Here is a 23,229-nt window from a genome sequence, read left to right as displayed (position 1 = left end):
CCTTACCCGGCCTACGAAAGTGTGCTTGGTTAGGTTTTATTATGATTTTTGGAATTGATGGTGGTGGGGGAAGGATTACTCGGCGCGTTGCGCCCTGCGGCATGGAAGTAATGGTGGTGGGGGAAGGATTCGAACCTTCGAAGTCGATGACGGCAGATTTACAGTCTGCTCCCTTTGGCCGCTCGGGAACCCCACCAGGGGTAATTCAAATTTTGAGGTCGTGCTGAGAGATGGTGGTGGGGGAAGGATTCGAACCTTCGAAGTCGATGACGGCAGATTTACAGTCTGCTCCCTTTGGCCGCTCGGGAACCCCACCACGGGGTAATGCTTGTACTGGCCTGCTTCCTGCTGGAAGCGGGGCGCATCATATCAAATGACACGCCCCTGTAAAGCGTTACCACAAGAAAAATAAACTGGTTGCCTGATTTTTACCCGCAAAGCTGTAAAGCTAACCAATTCATTTCACTGTCGATTAAAGAATGATCGTTCTGTTACCGTAAACGAATACGCGCTGCGCCAGCACCTGATAGAGTGCGCGGCTCAGAACGTTCTTCTCAACATCGCGTCCGGCACGCATCATGTCTTCCGCCGTGTAGGTGTGATCCACATGAATCACGTCCTGCATGATGATTGGGCCTTCATCCAGATTGTCATTTACGTAATGCGCCGTTGCGCCGATGATCTTCACGCCGCGTTCATAGGCCTGATGGTAGGGACGTGCGCCAATAAAGGCGGGCAGGAAGGAGTGGTGAATGTTAATAATTTTGTTCGGGAAACGCGCCACGAAGGAGGGTGTCAGCACGCGCATGTATTTCGCCAGGACAACGTAGTCCGGGTTGTGCGCTTCAATAGCCTCAGCCATCAGGTTGTCGTGCTCTTCACGCGTATGGCCTTCATGGCTCACCAGCTCGAACGGAATATCAAAACGCTCTACCAGCGTACGCAGCGTCTCGTGGTTACCGATAACGGCGGCGATTTCGACATCCAGACCGCCGTAGTTTGCTTTCATCAGCAAATCGCCCAGGCAGTGGGCTTCTTTGGTCACCAGAATCACGATGCGACGACGGCCCGCTGGCGTCAGCTCGCGTACGGAACCTTCCGGCAGCGCGCTGTCCAGATCGGCAAGCAGAGTGGTGTCGTTGAAAATACCTTCCAGTTCGGTACGCATGAAGAAACGACCGGTACGGTGGTCAACGAATTCGTTGTTCTGCACGATATTCAATTCATGTTTGTAACAGATGTTGGTAATTCGTGCGATCAGCCCTTTTTGATCGGGACAGATGGTGCGCAGAACTTTACGTTGTAGTGATTGCATCGCCGGGAAATCCTGTTTGAGTATTTGCGAAGTCTCGGTTGTCGGGCGTTACTGCCCGCAACACTTTTTAAATTTTTTACCAGAACCACAAGGGCAGGGATCGTTACGACCAAACTGCGGGCGCGTTCCGTCAATATAATACCATTGCCCGCTTTCCTTTAAGAACCGGGAACGCTCGATAATGGCACCCGGTTTAATGTGTTCAGTAAACCGGGCAACAAAGCTGACGTAACCTTCATTTTCGTGACTACCGGGTGCGGATTCATAAACGGTAAGACCGAGCCACTGGGTATTGGCGAACCCGGCTTCGATCTCCTGTTTGAAACTGGCGGCCTGGCATGAGGGGTGCCAGGTTTTAATCAGGTAGTCTGCGTCTTTGATCACAAAAGCGGTATACCGTGAACGCATAAGGTGTGATGGGTCTGGTGCAACCTGATCGCCAGAAAGATATCGCTGGCAACATAGGCTATACTCCAGAGCGCTACCACAGGGGCAGAGTTGAGACACGATTCTCTTCCTGGAACAAAAAATTAAGGGCGTAAAACGCTTCGGGTAGCACCATGTTAACTGAGCTGTTGCGTTGACGCTATGTCGGGAATCCAGGGGAAGTAAAACAGGGCTAATGAGAAAGGTTAAAATTGGACTGGCGCTGGGCTCAGGTGCAGCCCGCGGATGGTCACACATCGGCGTGATAAATGCCTTAAACCAGATGGGCGTCGATGTCGATATTGTTGCAGGATGTTCGATTGGATCGCTGGTAGGTTCCGCCTATGCGTGCGGCAAATTGCCCGAACTTGAAGCGTGGGTGCGATCCTTCAGTTACTGGGACGTGCTGCGCCTGATGGACCTTTCCTGGCAGCGCGGTGGGTTGCTTCGCGGTGAACGTGTCTTTAACCAGTTCCGTCAGATTATGCCTCTTCAGGACTTCAGCGATTGTCAGCTGCCATTTGGCGCCGTGGCAACGAATCTCAGTACGGGACGTGAGCTGTGGCTGACCGAAGGGGATATCCACCTTGCCGTTCGCGCCTCCTGCAGTATGCCGGGCCTTATGGCTCCTGTCCCGCATAATGGGTACTGGCTTGTTGATGGCGGAGTCGTTAACCCCGTGCCAATCTCTTTGACGCGCGCAATGGGGGCTGACATCGTGATCGCGGTCGATTTACAACACGACGCTCACCTGATGCAGCAAGACCTCATGCCGGTCAATTTGCAAAGCGAAGATGCGGAGGCGGAAAAACTGGCCTGGCATGAGCGCTTACGCGGGCGAATTGGTCGGATAGCCGCGCGCCGCTCGGTCGCTGCACCCACGGCAATGGAGATTATGACCACCTCAATCCAGGTGCTGGAAAACCGCCTGAAACGTAACCGTATGGCGGGCGACCCACCGGATATTCTGATTCAACCCTATTGTCCACAAATCTCTACCCTTGATTTCCATCGGGCTGAGGCCGCCATCGCAGCGGGCTCTTTAGCCGTCGAAAAGAAAATGGACGAATTATTGCCATTTGTGCGAACCGCACGTTGAGCACCTTTTTTTGACTACTTCAGCAAAATCTGACAGGCGATAGTGCCGATAGCATGCCACTATTTAGTAACTGTCAGCCAGGGGAGGAACCATGACGCAGCCATTGGCCGGAAAACACATTTTGATTGTTGAAGACGAGCCCGTTTTCCGATCGCTACTGGATTCGTGGTTATCCTCGCTGGGGGCAACCACTGCCCTGGCTGAAGATGGTGTTGATGCCCTGGAAAAAATGGTCAGTATCACGCCCGATCTGATGATCTGTGATATCGCAATGCCGCGGATGAATGGCCTGAAGTTGGTTGAACATCTGCGTAATGAGGGCAACCAGACGCCCATACTGGTGATCTCCGCGACGGAAAATATGGCGGATATTGCCAAAGCATTGCGTCTGGGGGTGCAGGATATTCTGCTGAAACCAGTAAAAGATCTGAACCGTTTGCGTGAAACGGTATTGGCCTGCCTTTATCCGAATATGTTTAATTCCCGCGTCGAGGAAGAAGAGCGCCTTTTCCAGGACTGGGATGCTTTAGTCAGTAATCCGCCTGCCGCGGCCAAGCTATTGCAGGAACTTCAGCCGCCGGTACAACAGACCTTTTCACACTGTCGAATAAATTATCGCCAGCTTGTGGCCGCGGATCAGCCCGGTCTGGTGCTTGATATTGCGCCATTATCGGATTCCGATCTTGCGTTTTATTCCCTGGATGTTACCCGTGCCGGGGATAATGGTGTATTAGCAGCATTATTACTTCGTGCGCTATTTAACGGGCTGTTGCAGGAACAGTTATCGCATCAGGGGCAACGGCTTCCGGAGTTAGGCAGTTTACTTAAACAGGTTAACCAGCTTTTTCGCCAGGCCAATTTACCAGGACAATTTCCATTGCTGGTTGGCTATTACCATAGTGGATTGAAAAATCTTATCCTCGTTTCAGCGGGTTTGAACGCCTCTCTGAATACCGGGGAACATCATATTCAGGTTAGCAATGGTGTGCCGCTGGGTACATTGGGTACGGCTTATCTTAATCAAATTAGCCATCGCTGTTCTTCCTGGCAGTGCCAAATTTGGGGTGCCGGGGGGCGGTTGCGGTTAATGTTGTCCACGGAATAAGCAGTTGGACCTTAATTTTAAGATTGCCTTACCTGTGCTTTGTGGGGAGTGCTACTATCGCTGCCCAGATTCATGCGTATTTATCCTAATTGATCGGCAACGCGTTCTTTTCAGACTCGGACTGTATGATGAGGCTGATATACTCAACGCGTTATTTAATGCATAAAAGTTCAAAACTTGAACAGCTCAGGAGAATTTGAATGGCTGCCCTAAATTCGAAAGTCAGAAAGGCCGTCATCCCGGTAGCGGGATTGGGGACCAGGATGTTACCAGCAACTAAGGCAATTCCTAAAGAGATGTTGCCACTGGTTGATAAGCCATTAATTCAGTATGTCGTAAACGAATGTATCGCGGCCGGCATCACTGAAATTGTGCTGGTTACACATTCATCTAAAAACTCTATCGAAAACCATTTCGATACCAGTTTCGAACTCGAAGCCATGCTGGAAAAACGCGTTAAGCGTCAGCTGTTAGAAGAAGTGCAGTCTATTTGCCCTCCGCACGTTACCATTATGCAGGTGCGTCAGGGGCTGGCGAAAGGTCTGGGCCACGCGGTACTTTGTGCATATCCTGTTGTGGGTAATGAACCTGTTGCGGTCATTCTGCCAGACGTCATTCTGGACGAATATGAATCCGATCTGTCTCAGGATAACCTTGCTGAGATGATCAAGCGCTTTGACGAAACGGGTAGCAGCCAGATTATGGTTGAACCTGTTGAAGACGTGACGGCTTACGGTGTTGTTGACTGTAAAGGCGTTAATCTTGAACCCGGTGAAAGCGTGCCAATGGTAGGCGTCGTAGAGAAGCCTAAAGCCGACGTAGCGCCGTCTAATCTGGCGGTAGTAGGTCGCTATGTCCTGAGTGCTGAAATCTGGCCACTGCTGGCGAAAACGCCTCCAGGAGCAGGAGATGAGATCCAGCTGACCGATGCCATCGATATGCTGATCGAGAAAGAGACCGTTGAAGCCTACCATATGAAAGGTAAGAGCCATGACTGCGGTAATAAACTCGGTTATATGCAGGCATTCGTGGAATATGGCATCCGCCACAATTCACTGGGTGAAGAATTTAAAGCCTGGCTGAAAGAGAGCGTGGGTATTAAAAAATAACCCCGTCTGCAAATGATCAAGACCGGTGAGGCGATGCCCACCGGTTTTTTTATGCCCACCACTCAGGGTAACCACGCCGGTCTGTAAGGAACGTTAAATAGTACGATGTCCCAATATGACGGCATGTAAGGGGATGTTTGCAGGAATTGAGGATAAAAAAAATCCCGCATTAAGCGGGATTTTTCTGAATACGTTAGGATTAATCCTTGATCAGGAAGTCGTCCAGCTGTTTACCTTGCTCATCCATGGCTTTTTTGATAACAGCAGGCGTACGACCCTGGCCAGTCCAGGTTTTAGTTTCGCCGTTCTCGTCTACATAGCTATATTTAGCAGGACGAGCAGCGCGTTTTGCTTTAGTACCGGTCTTCGCTGCAGCCATGCTGTTCAGCAATTCATTTGGATCGATACCATCAGCAATCAGCATTTCACGATATTGCTGCAGTTTACGCGTACGCTCTTCGATTTCAGCAGCAGCAGCGCTTTCTTCTTCGCGACGTTCATTAACTACAACTTCTAATTTTTCCAGCATTTCTTCAAGCGTTTCCAGGGTGCATTCTCTTGCCTGCGCACGAAGAGTACGGATGTTGTTCAGAATTTTAAGTGCTTCGCTCATTGTAGTAATCTCAAACTTATAATGGGGGGTGGTTTGTTGTCCTAATAATAGAGCGATAAATTCAGTTGTGCAATAGGTGGGAATGTAAGGAATTCAAAAAATACGGAATAATGGGCGCTATTATTAATTACGCTAACTTAAATTTCATACCCACACAGGCTCGCTTGTTATCACGCTTACCTGCTTAACCCGTTCGGTTGCATCTTTTTTTTGTGACATTTACCGCAGGAATTATAGTTGCGGCGGATAAATATCAGCCTTTTGTATTAGTTTCTGCCAGCGTTGCCAGGGCAAAAATAGTTAATAAATAGTGAATTTTAATGAACGTGGATTCCAGTATAAAAAGAAGTGTTATGTTTAGTGGGTTCGCGACATATAGAGCATGCTGAATCCGTTTACCTCCTGTTTTATCGCATTATTTTCCTGTGCATCTCGTGGTTAACTGCGGCTTGAACCCCATACTCTGTGTGGTGTATCGCTGATGACCAGACAAAATATGGTACAATGAATCATTGGGAATATTACACATTGATTAGGGTTTGACGGCCAATGGCACAACTTTATTTCTACTATTCGGCAATGAATGCCGGAAAATCCACGGCGTTACTGCAATCCTCTTACAATTATCAGGAACGAGGGATGCGCACCGTTGTTTACACCGCTGAAATCGACGATCGCTTCGGTGCAGGTAAGGTGAGTTCAAGAATTGGTCTCTCGTCTCCGGCCAGACTGTTTAACCCACAAACGGACCTGTTGCAGGATATCCGTGCCGAGCATACTTCCCAGCCCATTCATTGCGTTCTGGTCGATGAAAGCCAGTTCCTGACGCGTGAACAGGTGCATGCGCTTTCAGAGGTCGTAGATGAACTTGATATTCCCGTTCTCTGCTATGGTTTGCGCACGGACTTTCGCGGGGAGCTATTTGCCGGTAGCCAGTATTTGCTTGCCTGGTCCGATAAACTGGTCGAACTGAAAACCATCTGTTTTTGCGGCCGTAAAGCCAGTATGGTGCTTCGTCTCGATCAGTCTGGTAAACCCTATGCAGACGGTGAGCAGGTGGTGATAGGGGGCAATGAACGCTATGTGTCGGTCTGTCGTAAGCATTATAAAGAGGCGTTGTCTGTGGGCTCCCTGACGGCGATTCAGCACGATAACAGGAAGTAGTTTCAAAGAACTTAAAGCCTGATCTTCAGACATAAAAAACCCGCCAGAGGCGGGTTTTTTAACAGCGGTCAATTAAGCGCTTTTCTTCGCTTTTTTGTCAGCTTTAATGACGGGTGCTTCTGTTTTCACAGCAGCGACGTCACCTTCTTTGAACTCACGTCCGTAGAATGTATCCAGCAGGATCTGTTTCAGCTCGGAGATCAGTGGGTAGCGCGGGTTCGCACCAGTACACTGGTCATCGAATGCATCTTCAGACAGCTTATCAACGTGTGCCAGGAAGTCAGCTTCCTGAACACCCGCTTCGCGGATAGATTTAGGAATGCCCAGTTCAGCCTTCAGGCTTTCCAGCCATGCCAGCAGTTTCTCGATCTTAGCAGCAGTACGGTCGCCCGGTGCGCTCAGACCCAGGTGGTCTGCGATTTCAGCATAACGACGACGTGCTTGCGGACGGTCGTACTGGCTGAAAGCAGTCTGCTTGGTTGGGTTGTCATTCGCGTTATAACGGATAACGTTGCTGATCAACAGGGCGTTCGCCAGACCGTGAGGAATGTGGAACTGAGAACCCAGTTTGTGAGCCATGGAGTGGCAAACCCCGAGGAAGGCGTTAGCAAACGCGATACCGGCGATGGTTGCTGCACTGTGGACACGCTCACGGGCAACCGGGTTTTTAGACCCTTCGTTGTAAGACGCTGGCAGGTTTTCTTTCAGCAGTTTCAGCGCCTGCAGAGCCTGACCATCAGAGAACTCAGAAGCCAGTACGGAAACATAGGCTTCCAGGGCGTGAGTCACAGCGTCCAGACCACCGAATGCACACAGTGATTTCGGCATATCCATCACCAGGTTGGCATCAACGATGGCCATATCTGGGGTCAGCGCGTAGTCAGCCAGTGGGTATTTCTGACCCGTTGCGTCATCAGTGACCACTGCGAACGGCGTAACTTCAGAACCTGTACCGGAAGTGGTGGTAACGGCGATCATCTTCGCTTTTACGCCCATTTTCGGGAACTTGTAGATACGTTTACGGATGTCCATAAAGCGCAGCGCCAGTTCTTCGAAGTGGGTTTCTGGATGTTCGTACATTACCCACATGATTTTCGCGGCGTCCATTGGGGAACCACCACCCAGTGCGATAATCACATCTGGTTTGAAGGAGTTAGCCAGCTCCGCACCTTTACGCACAACGCTCAGGGTTGGGTCAGCTTCAACTTCAAAGAATACTTCAGTTTCTACGCCAGCGGCTTTCAGAACAGAGGTGATCTGGTCAGCGTAACCGTTGTTGAACAGGAAACGGTCAGTCACGATGAGCGCACGTTTGTGGCCATCAGTAATCACTTCATCCAGCGCGATTGGCAGAGAACCACGGCGGAAGTAGATAGATTTCGGAAGTTTGTGCCACAACATGTTTTCAGCTCGCTTAGCAACGGTTTTCTTGTTGATCAGGTGTTTTGGACCAACGTTTTCAGAGATGGAGTTACCACCCCAGGAACCACAACCCAGAGTCAGGGAAGGTGCGAGTTTGAAGTTGTACAGGTCGCCGATACCACCCTGAGAAGCCGGGGTGTTGATCAGGATACGTGCAGTTTTCATCATCTGACCAAAGTGAGCAACACGTTCTGGCTGGTTATCCTGGTCAGTGTACAGGCACGAGGTATGGCCGATACCACCCATCGCAACCAGTTTCTCTGCTTTCTCTACTGCGTCTTCGAAATCTTTGGCGCGGTACATCGCCAGAGTAGGGGACAGTTTTTCGTGAGCGAATGGTTCGCTTTCGTCGACAACTTTAACTTCACCAATCAGAATTTTGGTGGTTGCCGGAACAGTGAAGCCTGCCAGTTCAGCGATTTTATACGCTGGCTGACCCACGATAGCCGCGTTCAGCGCGCCATTTTTCAGAATGATATCCTGAACCGCTTTCAGCTCTTTGCCCTGCAGCAGGTAGCCGCCGTGGCTGGCGAAACGTTCGCGAACAGCATCATAAACGGAATCAACAACAACAACAGACTGTTCAGAAGCACAGATAACACCGTTGTCGAAGGTTTTGGACATCAGCACGGACGCAACAGCACGTTTGATATCGGCCGTTTCATCAATAACTACAGGGGTATTACCCGCGCCTACGCCGATAGCAGGTTTACCGGAACTGTATGCCGCTTTAACCATGCCAGGACCGCCGGTCGCCAGGATCAGGTTAATGTCCGGGTGGTGCATCAGCGCGTTAGAAAGCTCAACGGACGGTTGGTCGATCCAGCCGATCAGGTCTTTAGGGGCACCGGCAGCAATCGCAGCCTGCAGAACGATGTCAGCGGCTTTGTTGGTCGCATCTTTTGCACGTGGGTGCGGGGAGAAGATGATTGCGTTACGGGTCTTCAGGCTGATCAGAGATTTGAAGATAGCGGTAGACGTTGGGTTGGTGGTTGGAACGATACCGCAAATAATGCCGATAGGTTCTGCAATGGTGATAGTACCGAAAGTGTCGTCTTCAGACAGCACGCCACAGGTTTTCTCATCTTTATAGGCGTTGTAGATATACTCTGAAGCGAAGTGGTTTTTGATCACTTTATCTTCAACGATACCCATGCCGGATTCGGCAACGGCCATTTTAGCGAGAGGGATTCGAGCATCTGCAGCAGCCAGAGCGGCCGCGCGGAAGATTTTATCAACCTGTTCTTGGGTGAAATTGGCATATTCACGCTGGGCTTTTTTAACGCGCTCGACGAGGGCGTTCAGTTCAGCGATATTAGTAACAGCCATAATGCTCTCCTGATAATGTTTAAACTCTTTTAGTAAACCAGCGCTCGATACGTCAGACAGTATAGACAGAGCCAATACGACTTGCGTAACACACAGTAAAACAATGGGTTACTTCCTGCACCAGCACACTAATTTACTAAAAGAGCCTTACCTTAGCATCATCCTTTTTTGGCAGGTCATCTCCCTGGGGGCGTAATCAAGATTACTCACTTCTGAGTACGAAAATCATGATCTGCGTCAATTTTCCCCCAAGCTGATACCTTTCAGCAGGGTTATTTCTTTGAGATTATTCCAGTGTTAAATAATTAAGTAACTATTGGAAGTGGCGCTATCATTGCTTATACAAATATTTAACATCATGAATTGATAACGTTTTGGCACAGATTTCTGGTGAACTATGCTGATAAAAAGCGTATCTTCAGCGCGATTTTCACTGACGGTTGTCAGCCCCGGGGCATACGCATAAGCGGAGCAAAATGTGATCTTATCGCTCTTTGATTTTCCTACATATTTTAAGTTTTTTATTGGTTTGTTTGCATTGGTCAATCCGGTGGGGATCATTCCTGTCTTCATTAGTATGACCAGTTACCAGACGGCGGCGGCCAGAAACAAAACCAATCTTACCGCTAACCTGTCAGTGGCGATTATTCTCCTGACCTCCCTTTACCTTGGGGATGCCATTCTTCAGGTGTTCGGTATCTCGATTGATTCTTTCCGTATTGCGGGTGGGATCCTGGTGGTCACCATCGCTATGTCGATGATCAGCGGTAGGCTGGGGGAAGACAAACAGAACAAGCAGGAAAAATCAGAAACCGCCATTCGCGAGAGCATTGGCGTAGTGCCGCTGGCGTTACCGCTGATGGCCGGTCCCGGCGCTATCAGCTCGACGATTGTCTGGGGTACGCGCTACCACAATTGGATGCATCTGATTGGCTTTTCTGTCGCCATTGCCATTTTTGCGCTTTGTTGTTGGGGCGTGTTCCGCATGGCACCCTGGCTGGTGCGTCTGCTTGGGCAGACAGGCATCAACGTCATTACCCGTATTATGGGGTTGCTATTGATGGCCCTGGGCATCGAATTCATTGTGACCGGCATCAAAAGCATTTTCCCTGGCTTATTGCACTGACATTTCATACGAAAGAACGGAGCCAACGGCTCCGTTTTTTTACGTGAATATCAGCAAATCATATAAATAAAGTTGAAATGCTTACCTGCCATAATAAATTCTACTAATAATGTTCAATTCTTATATTTCAACAAGTTATTAATCCCACCGTTTCCCGCCTGCACAGAAAACCTGCGATCATTCTGTTATTTTACTCACACGATACTCTGGGGCTTGCTGAGTGATAACCGAAATGATATTAGTAAATTCAACGTTCCCTTAGAGGAATGTGCTAAATAATAATCAGTTGTTAAATTTTTGTACAAAATGACGAGATGGTAGCGCAGCGACGCGCGCAGAGAGACTGATCTTTGTATCTCTTTGAATGAAAAGATTTTTCTTGTCCTTTCATGTCAGGCAGGGCTGCCCTCAACGATTTAGTACACTTCGTAAAAGAGAATTGCTTAACAAATTTGCAAAATGTATTGGCGTGCGTTTACGCCTTTTGATACTTTCCGGCCTAATATTTTGCAGCATAAAACAAGAAGATGAGAATTATTTTCATATAGTCATCTTCGCGAATATCCAACACATGTCTCAGACAGGGGAGACGTGTAAAGAATCGACGCAAGACGGCCATACGAGCGGTCAGTAATAAAGAAGTCGGTGATAGCAAGAAGTAAAAAAAGAACCTGACAGCAGCAAAAAAAACTCCTGCGCTGTACAGGCCCCAACAGGGGATTACACAGCTGGCGAAGGCCAGTAATTATAATGAGTGGAGTACCAACACAATGTCCATCATCACAAAAAAAAATCTGGTAGCGGCGGGGATTTTAACTGCGCTAATCGCGGGCAACGCTGCAATGGCTGCGGACGTGCCTGCAGGGGTACAGCTGGCTGAGAAGCAGACGCTGGTACGTAACAACGGGGCGGAAGTACAGTCTCTTGATCCGCATAAAATTGAGGGCGTGCCAGAGTCAAACGTCAACCGCGACCTGTTTGAAGGGCTGCTGGTCACTGACGTAGAAGGCCACCCGGCGCCGGGTGTCGCCGAAAAGTGGGAAAATAAAGATTTTAAAGTCTGGACCTTCCATCTGCGCAAAGATGCTAAATGGTCCGACGGTACACCGGTTACCGCCGAAGATTTCGTTTACAGCTGGCAGCGCCTGGCGAATCCAAACACCGCCTCTCCGTATGCGAGCTATCTGCAATATGGCCATATCGCCAATATCGATGACATCATCGCCGGTAAAAAACCGGTCACCGATCTGGGTGTAAAAGCGATTGATGCCAACACGTTTGAAGTGACGTTGAGCGAACCTGTTCCGTACTTCTATAAACTGCTGGTTCACCCGTCTGTCTCCCCGGTACCGAAATCCGCAGTGGAAAAATTCGGTGAAAAATGGACCCAGCCTGCCAATATTGTGACCAACGGTGCTTATAAACTGAAAGACTGGGTGGTCAACGAACGTATGGTTCTGGAGCGTAACCCGCAATACTGGGATAACGCCAAAACCGTGATTAACCAGGTGACCTACCTGCCAATCTCTTCTGAAGTGACTGACGTGAACCGCTACCGCAGCGGTGAAATCGACATGACCTATAACAACATGCCGATTGAACTGTTCCAGAAACTGAAGAAAGAGATCCCGAAAGAAGTTCACGTCGATCCATACCTGTGTACTTATTACTACGAAATTAACAACCAGAAAGCACCGTTCACCGACGTACGTGTCCGTACGGCGCTGAAGCTGGCACTGGATCGCGACATCATCGTGAACAAAGTGAAAAACCAGGGCGATCTGCCAGCCTACAGCTACACTCCACCGTACACCGACGGCATGAAACTGGTTGAACCTGAGTGGTTCAAGTGGTCACAGGAAAAACGTAACGAAGAAGCGAAAAAACTGCTGGCCGAAGCGGGGTATACCGCAGATAAGCCGCTGACGTTTAACCTGCTGTACAACACGTCCGATCTGCATAAAAAACTGGCGATTGCCGTTGCCTCTATCTGGAAGAAAAACCTGGGCGCGAACGTTAAGCTGGAAAACCAGGAGTGGAAAACCTTCCTGGATACCCGTCATCAGGGCACCTTTGACGTGGCGCGTGCAGGCTGGTGTGCGGACTATAATGAACCGACATCCTTCCTGAACACCATGCTCAGCGACAGCTCGAACAACACGGCGCACTATAAGAGCCCGGCATTCGATAAGCTTATCGCTGAAACGCTGCAGGTTACTGACGATGCAAAACGCGCAGACCTGTACGCCAAAGCAGAACAACAGCTCGATAAAGACTCGGCAATTGTACCGGTTTACTACTACGTGAACGCCCGCCTGGTGAAACCATGGGTTGGCGGCTATACCGGTAAAGACCCGTTGGATAATATTTCCGTTAAGAATCTTTATATTATCAAGCATTAATGGCAATACGTGGGGCGGGCCTGGCTTGCCCCACTGTGTCTACTTTGTAACATTCATCAGGCACACGCCAGAAGGTACGGGCAATGTTGAAATTTATCCTGCGTCGCTGTTTAGAAGCGATACCAACGTTATTTATTCTAATTACAATTTCCTTCTTTATGATGCGTCTCGCGCCGGGAAGTCCATTCACGGGGGAACGTACGCTGCCACCTGAAGTGATGGCGAATATCGAAGCGAAATATCATTTAAACGATCCGATCTCCACGCAATACTTCAACTATCTGAAGCAACTGGCGCATGGCGATTTCGGGCCGTCATTCAAATATAAAGACTATTCCGTTAACGACCTGGTGGCGTCCAGCTTCCCGGTATCGGCAAAACTGGGTGCTGCGGCTTTCTTGTTGGCCGTGGTTCTCGGGGTCACCGCAGGCGTTATCGCCGCGCTTAAACAAAATACCAAATGGGATTATACGGTAATGGGGGTCGCAATGACCGGGGTGGTTATCCCCAGCTTCGTTGTCGCGCCGTTACTGGTGATGATATTTGCCATCACGCTGAAATGGCTGCCCGGCGGCGGCTGGAACGGCGGGGCACTGAAATTCATGATTTTACCGATGGTGGCGCTTTCTCTGGCTTACATCGCCAGTATCGCGCGTATCACCCGTGGTTCGATGATAGAAGTGTTACATTCAAACTTCATCCGTACCGCGCGCGCGAAAGGGTTGCCGATGCGCCGAATTATCTTCCGCCATGCGCTCAAGCCAGCTCTGTTACCTGTACTCTCGTACATGGGACCGGCGTTCGTCGGTATTATTACCGGTTCAATGGTTATTGAAACCATCTACGGTCTGCCGGGTATTGGCCAGCTGTTTGTTAACGGTGCCCTCAACCGCGACTATTCTCTGGTGCTGAGCCTGACGATCCTCGTGGGTGCGTTGACCATTCTCTTTAACGCTGTTGTCGATGTGCTGTATGCCGTTATCGACCCGAAAATCCGTTACTAACTGGAGCACGCCATGATGTTGAGTAAGAAAAACAGCGAGGCGCTGGAAAACTTCAGTGAAAAACTGGAAGTCGAAGGTCGTAGCCTCTGGCAGGACGCCCGCCGTCGCTTTATGCATAACCGCGCAGCGGTCGCCAGTCTGGTTGTTCTGGTGCTGATCGCGCTGTTTGTGACCCTGGCGCCGATGCTGTCGCAATTCACCTATTTCGATACAGACTGGGGGATGATGTCCAGTGCGCCGGATATGGAGTCCGGCCACTACTTTGGTACGGACTCGTCCGGCCGTGACCTGCTGGTCCGCGTTGCCATTGGGGGCCGTATTTCATTGATGGTGGGGATTGCAGCAGCGCTGGTGGCCGTGATCGTCGGCACGCTCTATGGCTCGCTCTCCGGCTATCTCGGCGGGAAAGTGGACTCGGTCATGATGCGTCTGCTGGAGATTTTAAACTCCTTCCCGTTCATGTTCTTCGTGATCCTGCTGGTGACCTTCTTCGGCCAGAACATCCTGTTGATCTTCGTGGCCATCGGCATGGTTTCCTGGCTGGATATGGCGCGTATCGTACGTGGCCAGACGCTGAGCCTTAAACGCAAAGAGTTTATCGAAGCGGCGCAGGTGGGGGGGGTATCGACAGGGAATATCGTTGTCCGCCACATTGTTCCTAACGTACTGGGCGTGGTGGTGGTGTATGCCTCACTGCTGGTACCAAGCATGATCCTGTTTGAATCCTTCCTGAGTTTCCTGGGGCTGGGCACGCAAGAGCCGCTGAGCAGTTGGGGCGCGCTGTTGAGCGATGGCGCAAACTCAATGGAAGTTTCACCGTGGCTGCTGTTATACCCGGCGGGTTTCCTGGTCGTGACCCTGTTCTGTTTCAACTTTATCGGCGATGGCCTGCGTGATGCCCTCGACCCGAAAGACCGTTAAGGAGCGCCGTCATGACAATTATTGAAACGGCAACTGCGCCACAGGCGCAACAGCGGAGTGACCTTCTGCTGGATGTAAACGATCTCCGCGTCACCTTTAAGACACCGGACGGTGATGTCACCGCCGTAAACGATCTCAACTTCAACCTGCGCGCGGGTGAAACGCTGGGTATCGTGGGCGAATCCGGCTCCGGGAAATCTCAGACGGCGTTCGCGCTGATGGGGCTGCTGGCCGCAAACGGTGTGATTGGCGGATCTGCCAAATTCAACGGACGTGAGATCCTCAACCTGCCTGAACACGAGCTGAACAAGCTGCGTGCTGAGCAGATTTCGATGATTTTCCAGGATCCGATGACCTCGTTGAACCCGTACATGCGCGTCGGTGAGCAACTGATGGAAGTCCTGATGCTGCACAAAGGGTTGAGCAAAGCTGAAGCCTTTGAAGAGTCCGTTAAAATGCTCGATGCGGTAAAAATGCCAGAGGCGCGTAAGCGCATGCGCATGTTCCCGCATGAGTTCTCTGGCGGTATGCGTCAGCGTGTGATGATTGCCATGGCGCTGCTGTGTCGTCCAAAACTGCTGATTGCCGATGAACCGACCACCGCGCTGGATGTGACCGTCCAGGCGCAAATCATGACCCTGCTGAACGAGCTTAAGCGTGAGTTCAACACGGCGATTATCATGATCACCCACGATTTGGGCGTGGTTGCCGGTATCTGTGACAAAGTGCTGGTGATGTATGCCGGCCGTACGATGGAATATGGCAAAGCGCGCGATGTTTTCTATCAGCCTGCGCACCCGTACTCGATCGGCCTGTTGAATGCGGTGCCACGTCTTGATGCGGAAGGGGAATCCCTGTTGACCATTCCGGGCAACCCGCCAAACCTGCTGCGCCTGCCGAAAGGCTGCCCGTTCCAGCCGCGCTGCCCGCACGCGATGGAGATTTGTAACAGCGCTCCGCCGCTGGAAGAGTTTGCACCAGGCCGTCTGCGCGCCTGCTTTAAGCCGCAGGAGGAGCTGGTATGAACGCATTAGATGAAAAAAGAAATGTGCTGCTCGAAATTGCCGATCTTAAAGTGCATTTCGACATCAAAGACGGTAAACAGTGGTTCTGGCAGCCGCCCAAGACTCTGAAAGCTGTGGATGGCGTAACGCTTCGTCTGTATGAAGGGGAAACGCTGGGCGTGGTGGGTGAGTCCGGATGCGGTAAATCGACCTTTGCGCGTGCCATTATCGGGCTGGTGAAAGCGACCGGCGGTAAAGTGGCGTGGCTGGGTAAAGATCTACTGGGGATGAAGCCCGAAGAGTGGCGCGACGTACGCAGCGATATCCAGATGATATTCCAGGATCCGCTGGCGTCCTTAAACCCGCGTATGACCATCGGTGAGATCATTGCCGAGCCGCTGCGGACCTATCATCCGAAGATGCCACGTCAGGAAGTACGCGATCGTGTTAAGGCGATGATGATGAAAGTGGGGCTGCTGCCAAACCTCATCAACCGCTATCCGCACGAATTCTCCGGCGGCCAGTGTCAGCGTATCGGTATTGCCCGCGCGTTAATCCTTGAGCCGAAGCTGATCATCTGCGATGAGCCTGTCTCCGCGCTGGACGTGTCGATTCAGGCGCAGGTGGTTAACCTGCTGCAGAAGCTACAGCGTGAGATGGGGCTGTCGCTGATCTTCATTGCGCACGACCTGGCGGTGGTGAAGCACATTTCTGACCGCGTACTGGTTATGTACCTGGGCCATGCCGTGGAGCTGGGCACCTATGATGAGGTGTACCACAATCCACTGCACCCCTACACCAAAGCGCTGATGTCCGCGGTGCCAATTCCCGATCCCGATCTGGAAAAAAATAAAACCATCCAGCTGCTGGAAGGCGAATTGCCGTCGCCGATTAATCCGCCATCAGGCTGCGTGTTCCGTACGCGATGCCCACTGGCCGGGCCGGAGTGTGCGAAAACACGACCAGTTCTGGAAGGCAGTTTCCGACATGCGGTTTCCTGCCTGAAAGTAGACCCGTTATAATCGCAAGGGCTGACATGATGTCAGCCCTTATTTTTTGCGAGGTTACCGTGTCGAGTCTATTCACCTCTGCCCGTCGGCGGCTTTATCATTTTTTATTCGATCCTAAAACGATATCCGGACGCCGCTTCGAAGGGATCTGCGGGCTGTTTGCACTCATCAGCGTGGTGGTTATTTTCTTTGAATCGGGAGCCGGGACGCAGTATCACCTGACCTATGATGAATGGCATATATTTGTCTGGATCGAACTGATTATTACCCTGGTCTTTACTGCCGAATATCTGCTGCGGGTCGTCTGCTGGCCCAACCCGGCGAGATATGTTTTCAGTTTCTGGGGATTTATCGATTTAGCCACCGTCCTGCCGCTCTACGTCATGTGGTTGTGGCCGGAGATTAGCCTGAGCTATGTCTTTGCATGGCGGGCGATGCGCGTTATTCGTGTATTACGTATTCTGAAATTGCTGCGTTTTATGCCGTCTCTGCGGGTCTTCTGGAGCGCAATAGTCAGTGCCCGGCATCAGCTCATTCTGTTTTACTCGTTTATCGCGATCGTCATGATTGTTTTCGGTGCGTTGATGTACCTGATAGAAGGGCCAAAATATGGCTTCACAACGCTGAATGCCTCTGTGTATTGGGCCATTGTCACCGTCACGACCGTTGGCTACGGGGATATCACGCCGCATACGCCGCTTGGACGTATCGTCGCATCGGTGCTGATTCTGATTGGGTATTCGGTGATTGCCATTCCGACAGGTCTTATCACAACCCATATGAGCAGCGCATTTCAGAGCCGCAAACAGCAGCGAAAATGTCCGGGTTGTCGCCAGGCTGAACATGAGCTTAACGCCCGCTTCTGTAACCGTTGCGGGAGTGCGCTACCGGATTAAACAAAAAAGGCTGCATCCGCAGCCTTTTACTATTCGCGCCAGATGATATGGCACAGCTTATGGTCTTTCTCGCGGCAGAGCAGCACGCGGGCGAAGATGTCATTAATTTCGCCACCATCTTCATCTGCCAGCCCAATCACCACTTCGGCAAAGAAGTCAGGATTGAGATCGTAATCCACGTGCTCAGCCCAGTCTTCTGCAGGGTCGAATAACTCCGCGCCGCCGCGCTCTTCGAACTGCAGATTAAAGAGGATCACATCTGCGGGATCGAGGTTATCAACCGCCAGTTCGAGAAAAATGTCATAGGCCTGCTCGAGCGTTTCGTCTTCGGTCAGGCGATTGTTCAGATCCATTTCCATGATGACTACCTGTTAAACATCGTTGGGCACGTTTTACAGCAACGGACTAAAGAAGTAAAACAGTCGTTCAGCAATTCTCTGCCACAGCGGACGTTTTACCCACAGCCGGGCATCCAGCAGACGTGAACGGGAGATATAATCGTCCTGTACCGCCGCCAGATCACCCCCGAATCCGGCATCATCAATGACCAGCGTGATTTCAAAGTTTAACCACAGGCTGCGCATATCCAGGTTTACCGTGCCCACCAGACTTAACTCACCGTCCACGAGGACGCTTTTGGTATGCAGGAGCCCGCCTTCAAACTGGTAGATTTTTACCCCGGCGGCAAGCAGTTCGCTAAAGAACGCGCGGCTGGCCCAGCCCACCAGAAGCGAGTCATTTTTGCGCGGCAGAATGATGCTGACATCGACACCGCGCTGTGCTGCGGTGCAGATTGCGTGCAGCAGGTCATCGCTCGGAACGAAGTAGGGCGTGGTCATGATCAGATATTCACGCGCCGCGTAAGTGGCGGTCAGTAGCGCCTGATGGATTAAATCCTCCGGGAAACCCGGCCCGGAGGCAATGGTATGGATGGTATGTCCGCTGGCCTCTTCAAAGGGCATGATATTGCCATCCGGTGGCGGCGGGAGAATACGTTTGCCGGTTTCTATCTCCCAGTCACAGGAATAGACAATCCCCATGGAGGTGGCGATCGGCCCTTCCATCCTTGCCATCAGGTCAATCCACTGGCCGACCCCCGAGTCCTGCTTGAAGAAGCGGGGGTCAACCATGTTCATGCTGCCGGTATAGGCAATATAGTTGTCGATCATGATCATCTTGCGGTGCTGGCGAAGGTCCATCCGGCGCAGGAAAACGCGCAGTAAATTGACCTTTAACGCCTCCACCACTTCGATGCCGGCATTACGCATCATCCCTGCCCAGGGGCTACGGAAAAAGGCGACGCTGCCTGCGGAGTCGAGCATCAAACGGCAGTGAATGCCACGACGTGCGGCAGCCATCAGCGATTCCGCCACCTGGTCTGCCATTCCGCCGGGCTGCCAGATATAGAACACCATCTCGATATTGTGACGAGCCAGTTGAATATCGCGGATCAAGGCCTGCATGACGTCATCAGAAGAGGTTAGCAGCTGGAGCTGATTGCCTTTTACCCCTCCAATACCTTGTCTGAGTTCGCACAGTTTAAATAATGAGGAGGCAACGCTGCTGTTTTCCTCTGCGAAGATGTGTTTACAGGCTTTGAGATCGCTCAGCCATTTGGCGGTGGAAGGCCACATGGCCCGGGCACGCTCGGCACGACGCTTGCCCAGATGAAGTTCACCGAAAGAGAGATAGGCAATAATTCCTACCAGCGGCAGGATATAAATTATAAGAAGCCAGGCCATGGCAGAGGGTACGGCTCTGCGCTTCATCAGGATGCGCAATGTCACACCCGCGATTAACAGCCAGTATCCCAGAATGACCAGCCAACTCACCACGGTGTAGAAGGTTGTCATAGGTAAAAAAATCCTTTTGAAAGCGTATTGTTATGAGTGTACGCATCAGGAATCATCTGGCAAATAAAAACGCCAGGTAAAAGCGCTGGTTTGCTGCAGGGTTGGGTTTATAATGGCCTCTCTTTTAAAGAAAGAGTTGTAGACATGAAGCGCAGTAGAACTGAAGTAGGGCGCTGGCGCATGTTGCGACAGGTGAACCGTCGTAAGGCTCGTTGGCTGGAAGTACAATCCCGCCGCAATATGCGTATACACGCCATCAGGAAATGTGGAATGACCCGGCACCGCAACGCGTTGCTGTTCGCAGTCCAGGATTTCTGAGAACCATCAGGGCACCGCAAGGTGCCCAATGATTTTATGGCGTCTGGTTGTTGGGAATAGCGTCTTTGCAGCGCTATTCCTGTTGTGTTGAGCAAAAGGAGGGAGAAGTGTTTGCGGAGTTTGGCGTACTGAATTTCTGGACATACGTTGTCGGCGCATTTTTTATCGTGCTGGTGCCAGGGCCGAATACTTTGTTTGTGCTGAAAACCGGGATTGGTCACGGCGTTAAAAAAGGGTATCTCGCCGCCACCGGCGTGTTTATCGGCGATGCCGTACTGATGTTCCTGGCCTGGGCGGGCGTTGCCGCGTTAATTCAGACCACACCGGTACTGTTTAATATCGTACGTTATTTAGGTGCTTTTTATCTGCTGTGGCTGGGCGGTAAAATGCTTTGGTCGGTTATTACCCGTCAGAATAATACACATGAAAGCGGTACCGAGCCTGCCAGCATGATCATGAAACGCTCGCTGGTATTGAGCCTGACGAACCCGAAAGCGATTCTGTTCTACGTCTCGTTCTTTGTTCAGTTTATCGATGTGAATGCGAAGAATACCGGTACCTCTTTCCTGATCCTCGCGACCACGCTTGAGCTAATAAGCTTTATGTATATGAGCTTCCTGATCTTCTCAGGCGCTTTTGTCACACGTTATCTGAAAACGAAAAAGAAACTGGCAAAGCTGGGGAACGGCCTGATAGGACTGTTGTTTGTCGGGTTTGCGGCGCGGTTAGCATCGCTGCATTGATTGAAAGAAAGGCTCCTGAGGGAGCCTTTTTGGTATCAGAACACTTTCTTGTACGGCCGAACCGCCACTTTCGCATACACACCCGCAGCAACGTACGGATCGGCATCGGCCCAGGCCTGAGCGGCCTCCAGGGATTCAAACTCGGCAATCACCGTGGAGCCAGAAAAACCGGCAGCACCCGGATCGTTGCTGTCGACGGCCGGCATAGGGCCCGCAGTCAGTAAACGCCCTTCATCCTGCAGCAACTGTAAGCGTGCGAGGTGAGCAGGGCGTACAGACTGGCGTTTTTCCAGGGAATCAGCGACATCTTCAGAGTAAATCACGTAAAACACGGTGAAGCTCCTTAACCATTAAAAGTGTCAGTTACGTTATGTGAAAGGACAACTGACTGCAATGTAAAATAAAAACAATGTTAATACCCTGATCTGAATGCCTCTTTTTTGGCCTCTCCCGCGCCTAAATTGCGCCAGAACAAAGTGTCTTATTGAATATGATTGCTATTTGCATTTAAAATCAGGATTCGGTTTTTTAACGTTGATGATTATGACTTCGATGACCCTTGATTTACCTCGCCGCTTTCCCTGGCCGACGCTGCTTTCTGTCGTGATTCACGGTGCTGTCGTGGCGGGTTTGCTCTATACCTCGGTTCATCAGGTTATTGAAATGCCAGCGCCTTCGCAGCCCATTTCAGTGACGATGGTCTCGCCTGCGGATCTTGAGCCGCCGCAGGTTGCACCACCGCCGCAGCCGGTTGCTGAGCCAGAACCAGAACCTGAGCCGGTTCCGGAGCCACCAAAGGAAGCGCCGGTGGTGATCCATAAGCCAGAACCCAAACCGAAGCCTAAGCCGAAACCAAAACCGGTGAAAAAGGTGGAGGAGCGCCCTAAACGGGAAGAACGTCCGGTTGAACCACGCGCTACGCAGAGGGTAGAAAACACAGCGCCTTCGCGTCCGTTGATGAATAACACGCCCGCGACCGCAAAACCGACGCCAACCGCGCCCGCTGGCCCGCGCGCCGTGAGCCGCAACCAGCCGCAATATCCTCCTCGTGCTCAGGCGTTGCGCATTGAAGGTCGCGTGCGGGTCAAATTTGACGTCACCCCGGACGGGCGTGTTGATAACGTGGAAATCTTATCTGCTCAGCCTTCAAATATGTTTGAGCGTGAAGTGAAATCGGCGATGCGCAGATGGCGTTATGAGCCAGGCAAACCAGGCAGTGGGTTGATCGTTAATATTGTTTTCCGCCTGAACGGCGGGGCGCAGATGGAATAAGAAAAGCCTCCGAAAGGAGGCTTTTTTATGCCTGAAGATCAGGCCTGAGGCAGCTGGCGGGGTTTGCCCTCGCTATCGACTGCCACATAAATAAACAGCGCTTCTGTTGCTTTATAACGCTGTCCAATCGGTTCAGATGAGACCTTCTTCACCCAGACTTCAATGTTAATGGAAATGGAAGTATTACCGCGCTTGACGCAGCGTGCATAGCAGCAGACCACATCACCCACCGCGACCGGGCGCAGGAAGGTCATCCCATCCACCCGGACGGTCACAACGCGACCATGCGCGATCTCTTTTGCCAGAATTGCGCCGCCCATATCCATTTGCGACATCAGCCAGCCGCCAAAAATATCGCCATTGGCATTCGTGTCCGCAGGCATTGCCAGTGTGCGTAAAACCAGTTCGCCCTGAGGGGCGTCATTTGTTGTCATTGTTTTAAACTCGTAACTGAAGACTTCAGGCGGGATGCTACTATGATTTTTGGCAGGAGAGAATAGACCAGAACGCCTGTTGTGCACGTTCTGGTCGGGGATTCATCAGTGTTTATCATCCTGCGGCATGTGCCGGTAGATATAGACACCGCTTAACAGAGTGAAGATGAGCGTCAGCGCCGTCAGGCCAAAGACCTTGAAGTTGACCCAGATATTCTGCGGCAGCCAGAAGGCGATGTAGATATTCGCCAGGCCGCAAAGAATAAAGAACAGCGCCCAGGCGATATTCAGACGAGACCATACTTCCTGTGGCAGCGTCAGCTCTTTACCCAGCATGCGCTGGATCAGGGGTTTTTTCATTACCCACTGGCTGATCAGCAATGCACCGGCAAACAGCGCGTAAATCACGGTGACTTTCCATTTAATGAATTCATCGTTATGGAAGAACAGCGTCAGCCCACCGAACACGGCCACCAGTGCGAACGTAATCAGAGCCATTTTTTCGACTTTACGATAGCGAACCCAGCTGTAGATCAGCACGATAGCGGTAGCAACGATCAGCGCCATCGTGGCTGCATAAATGTCATACAGCTTATAAAACGCGAAAAACACGACCAGCGGTAAAAAATCAAGAAACTGCTTCATTCTGTGATTCCATCTTCTG

The 23,229-nt window shown here is 51.1% G+C and carries 24 protein-coding genes and 2 tRNA genes; 14 read left to right on the top strand and 12 right to left on the bottom strand.

Going from position 1 to position 23,229, the window contains the following annotated elements:
* Positions 1 to 111: 111 nt before the first annotated feature.
* The 4 genes from EQV24_RS03880 to EQV24_RS03865 all read right to left on the bottom strand — a co-directional run bounded on the left by EQV24_RS03880 (position 112) and on the right by EQV24_RS03865 (position 1,822).
* Positions 112 to 196: transfer RNA gene (locus EQV24_RS03880), tRNA-Tyr, on the bottom strand.
* A gap of 35 nt (positions 197 to 231) precedes the next feature.
* Positions 232 to 316 (bottom strand) — tRNA-Tyr (locus tag EQV24_RS03875).
* 156 nt (positions 317 to 472) lie between these two features.
* Positions 473 to 1,315, bottom strand: coding sequence for a formyltetrahydrofolate deformylase (purU, locus tag EQV24_RS03870; RefSeq protein ID WP_013096262.1), 843 nt, complete (start codon positions 1,313 to 1,315; stop codon positions 473 to 475).
* Positions 1,316 to 1,363: 48 nt separating this feature from the next.
* Complete coding sequence (locus tag EQV24_RS03865; RefSeq protein ID WP_130626212.1) at positions 1,364 to 1,822, bottom strand: YchJ family protein; 459 nt, start codon at positions 1,820 to 1,822, stop codon at positions 1,364 to 1,366.
* 115 nt (positions 1,823 to 1,937) lie between these two features.
* Here EQV24_RS03865 and rssA point away from each other — a divergent pair, with 115 nt between their 5' ends.
* The 3 genes from rssA (at position 1,938) to galU (ending at position 5,054) form a co-directional block, all read left to right on the top strand.
* Positions 1,938 to 2,840: a patatin-like phospholipase RssA gene (gene rssA, locus EQV24_RS03860; RefSeq protein ID WP_013096264.1), complete on the top strand. Its 903-nt coding sequence runs from the start codon at positions 1,938 to 1,940 to the stop codon at positions 2,838 to 2,840.
* A 91-nt stretch (positions 2,841 to 2,931) separates the two neighbouring features.
* On the top strand, positions 2,932 to 3,945 hold the full coding sequence (gene rssB / locus EQV24_RS03855; protein WP_013096265.1) for a two-component system response regulator RssB: 1,014 nt from the start codon (positions 2,932 to 2,934) through the stop codon (positions 3,943 to 3,945).
* Positions 3,946 to 4,145: 200 nt separating this feature from the next.
* Positions 4,146 to 5,054, top strand: coding sequence for a UTP--glucose-1-phosphate uridylyltransferase GalU (gene galU / locus EQV24_RS03850; protein ID WP_029883446.1), 909 nt, complete (start codon positions 4,146 to 4,148; stop codon positions 5,052 to 5,054).
* A 199-nt stretch (positions 5,055 to 5,253) separates the two neighbouring features.
* On the opposite strand, the gene hns is transcribed toward galU, so the two are convergent.
* Complete coding sequence (gene hns / locus EQV24_RS03845; RefSeq protein ID WP_008502781.1) at positions 5,254 to 5,667, bottom strand: histone-like nucleoid-structuring protein H-NS; 414 nt, start codon at positions 5,665 to 5,667, stop codon at positions 5,254 to 5,256.
* A gap of 549 nt (positions 5,668 to 6,216) precedes the next feature.
* Between hns and tdk the strand changes: the two genes are divergently transcribed.
* The gene (gene tdk, locus EQV24_RS03840) at positions 6,217 to 6,831 is read left to right on the top strand and encodes a thymidine kinase (protein WP_013096267.1); all 615 of its coding nucleotides are present in this window, start codon (positions 6,217 to 6,219) and stop codon (positions 6,829 to 6,831) included.
* A gap of 72 nt (positions 6,832 to 6,903) precedes the next feature.
* On the opposite strand, the gene adhE is transcribed toward tdk, so the two are convergent.
* Positions 6,904 to 9,582 carry a bifunctional acetaldehyde-CoA/alcohol dehydrogenase gene (gene adhE, locus EQV24_RS03835; protein WP_013096268.1) on the bottom strand — a complete coding sequence of 893 codons (2,679 nt, stop codon included), beginning with the start codon at positions 9,580 to 9,582 and terminating at the stop codon, positions 6,904 to 6,906.
* 297 nt (positions 9,583 to 9,879) lie between these two features.
* Positions 9,880 to 10,155 (bottom strand): hypothetical protein, encoded by a 276-nt coding sequence (locus EQV24_RS23645; protein WP_165875997.1) that lies wholly within the window; start codon positions 10,153 to 10,155, stop codon positions 9,880 to 9,882.
* Between EQV24_RS23645 and EQV24_RS03830 the strand changes: the two genes are divergently transcribed.
* The 7 genes from EQV24_RS03830 to EQV24_RS03800 all read left to right on the top strand — a co-directional run bounded on the left by EQV24_RS03830 (position 10,061) and on the right by EQV24_RS03800 (position 17,945).
* Complete coding sequence (locus tag EQV24_RS03830) at positions 10,061 to 10,708, top strand: YchE family NAAT transporter (RefSeq protein WP_130626211.1); 648 nt, start codon at positions 10,061 to 10,063, stop codon at positions 10,706 to 10,708. The genes EQV24_RS23645 and EQV24_RS03830 overlap by 95 nt on opposite strands.
* 770 nt (positions 10,709 to 11,478) lie before the next feature.
* Positions 11,479 to 13,110, top strand: a complete 1,632-nt coding sequence (gene oppA / locus EQV24_RS03825) for an oligopeptide ABC transporter substrate-binding protein OppA (protein ID WP_020690922.1) — start codon at positions 11,479 to 11,481, stop codon at positions 13,108 to 13,110.
* 83 nt (positions 13,111 to 13,193) lie between these two features.
* Complete coding sequence (gene oppB, locus EQV24_RS03820; protein ID WP_013096271.1) at positions 13,194 to 14,114, top strand: oligopeptide ABC transporter permease OppB; 921 nt, start codon at positions 13,194 to 13,196, stop codon at positions 14,112 to 14,114.
* Positions 14,115 to 14,126: 12 nt separating this feature from the next.
* Positions 14,127 to 15,035, top strand: a complete 909-nt coding sequence (gene oppC, locus EQV24_RS03815) for an oligopeptide ABC transporter permease OppC (RefSeq protein WP_013096272.1) — start codon at positions 14,127 to 14,129, stop codon at positions 15,033 to 15,035.
* 11 nt (positions 15,036 to 15,046) lie between these two features.
* Positions 15,047 to 16,060, top strand: coding sequence for an ABC transporter ATP-binding protein (locus tag EQV24_RS03810; RefSeq protein ID WP_013096273.1), 1,014 nt, complete (start codon positions 15,047 to 15,049; stop codon positions 16,058 to 16,060).
* On the top strand, positions 16,057 to 17,061 hold the full coding sequence (oppF, locus tag EQV24_RS03805) for a murein tripeptide/oligopeptide ABC transporter ATP-binding protein OppF (protein WP_020690924.1): 1,005 nt from the start codon (positions 16,057 to 16,059) through the stop codon (positions 17,059 to 17,061). Before EQV24_RS03810 ends, oppF begins: the two co-directional genes overlap by 4 nt.
* A gap of 14 nt (positions 17,062 to 17,075) precedes the next feature.
* Positions 17,076 to 17,945, top strand: coding sequence for an ion transporter (locus EQV24_RS03800; protein WP_020690925.1), 870 nt, complete (start codon positions 17,076 to 17,078; stop codon positions 17,943 to 17,945).
* A 29-nt stretch (positions 17,946 to 17,974) separates the two neighbouring features.
* Here EQV24_RS03800 and EQV24_RS03795 read toward each other — a convergent pair whose 3' ends face one another.
* Both EQV24_RS03795 and cls read right to left on the bottom strand, forming a co-directional pair.
* Positions 17,975 to 18,304: an HI1450 family dsDNA-mimic protein gene (locus tag EQV24_RS03795; RefSeq protein ID WP_013096276.1), complete on the bottom strand. Its 330-nt coding sequence runs from the start codon at positions 18,302 to 18,304 to the stop codon at positions 17,975 to 17,977.
* A 33-nt stretch (positions 18,305 to 18,337) separates the two neighbouring features.
* Positions 18,338 to 19,798 carry a cardiolipin synthase gene (cls, locus tag EQV24_RS03790; RefSeq protein WP_020690926.1) on the bottom strand — a complete coding sequence of 487 codons (1,461 nt, stop codon included), beginning with the start codon at positions 19,796 to 19,798 and terminating at the stop codon, positions 18,338 to 18,340.
* A 144-nt stretch (positions 19,799 to 19,942) separates the two neighbouring features.
* Here cls and EQV24_RS03785 point away from each other — a divergent pair, with 144 nt between their 5' ends.
* Both EQV24_RS03785 and leuE read left to right on the top strand, forming a co-directional pair.
* A complete protein-coding gene (locus tag EQV24_RS03785; protein WP_130626210.1) occupies positions 19,943 to 20,116 on the top strand; it encodes a YciY family protein in 174 nt (57 codons plus the stop codon).
* Positions 20,117 to 20,223: 107 nt separating this feature from the next.
* Positions 20,224 to 20,859, top strand: a complete 636-nt coding sequence (gene leuE, locus EQV24_RS03780; RefSeq protein WP_013096278.1) for a leucine efflux protein LeuE — start codon at positions 20,224 to 20,226, stop codon at positions 20,857 to 20,859.
* A 35-nt stretch (positions 20,860 to 20,894) separates the two neighbouring features.
* On the opposite strand, the gene EQV24_RS03775 is transcribed toward leuE, so the two are convergent.
* Positions 20,895 to 21,191: a YciI family protein gene (locus EQV24_RS03775; RefSeq protein WP_040022181.1), complete on the bottom strand. Its 297-nt coding sequence runs from the start codon at positions 21,189 to 21,191 to the stop codon at positions 20,895 to 20,897.
* Between the two features lie 220 nt (positions 21,192 to 21,411).
* Here EQV24_RS03775 and tonB point away from each other — a divergent pair, with 220 nt between their 5' ends.
* Entirely contained in the window at positions 21,412 to 22,131 is a 720-nt protein-coding gene (gene tonB, locus EQV24_RS03770; protein ID WP_023620261.1) for a TonB system transport protein TonB, read from the top strand.
* A 38-nt stretch (positions 22,132 to 22,169) separates the two neighbouring features.
* Here tonB and yciA read toward each other — a convergent pair whose 3' ends face one another.
* Both yciA and EQV24_RS03760 read right to left on the bottom strand, forming a co-directional pair.
* Positions 22,170 to 22,565 (bottom strand): acyl-CoA thioester hydrolase YciA, encoded by a 396-nt coding sequence (gene yciA, locus EQV24_RS03765; protein WP_013096281.1) that lies wholly within the window; start codon positions 22,563 to 22,565, stop codon positions 22,170 to 22,172.
* Between the two features lie 105 nt (positions 22,566 to 22,670).
* On the bottom strand, positions 22,671 to 23,210 hold the full coding sequence (locus EQV24_RS03760; protein ID WP_013096282.1) for a septation protein A: 540 nt from the start codon (positions 23,208 to 23,210) through the stop codon (positions 22,671 to 22,673).
* Positions 23,211 to 23,229 lie beyond the last annotated feature (19 nt).

Source organism: Enterobacter sp. A8 (genome assembly GCF_004296595.1).
Classification (GTDB): Bacteria; Pseudomonadota; Gammaproteobacteria; order Enterobacterales; family Enterobacteriaceae; genus Enterobacter; species Enterobacter cloacae.
Note: the sequence above shows the minus strand (reverse complement) of the source record. Positions and strands in the feature narration are given on the sequence as shown.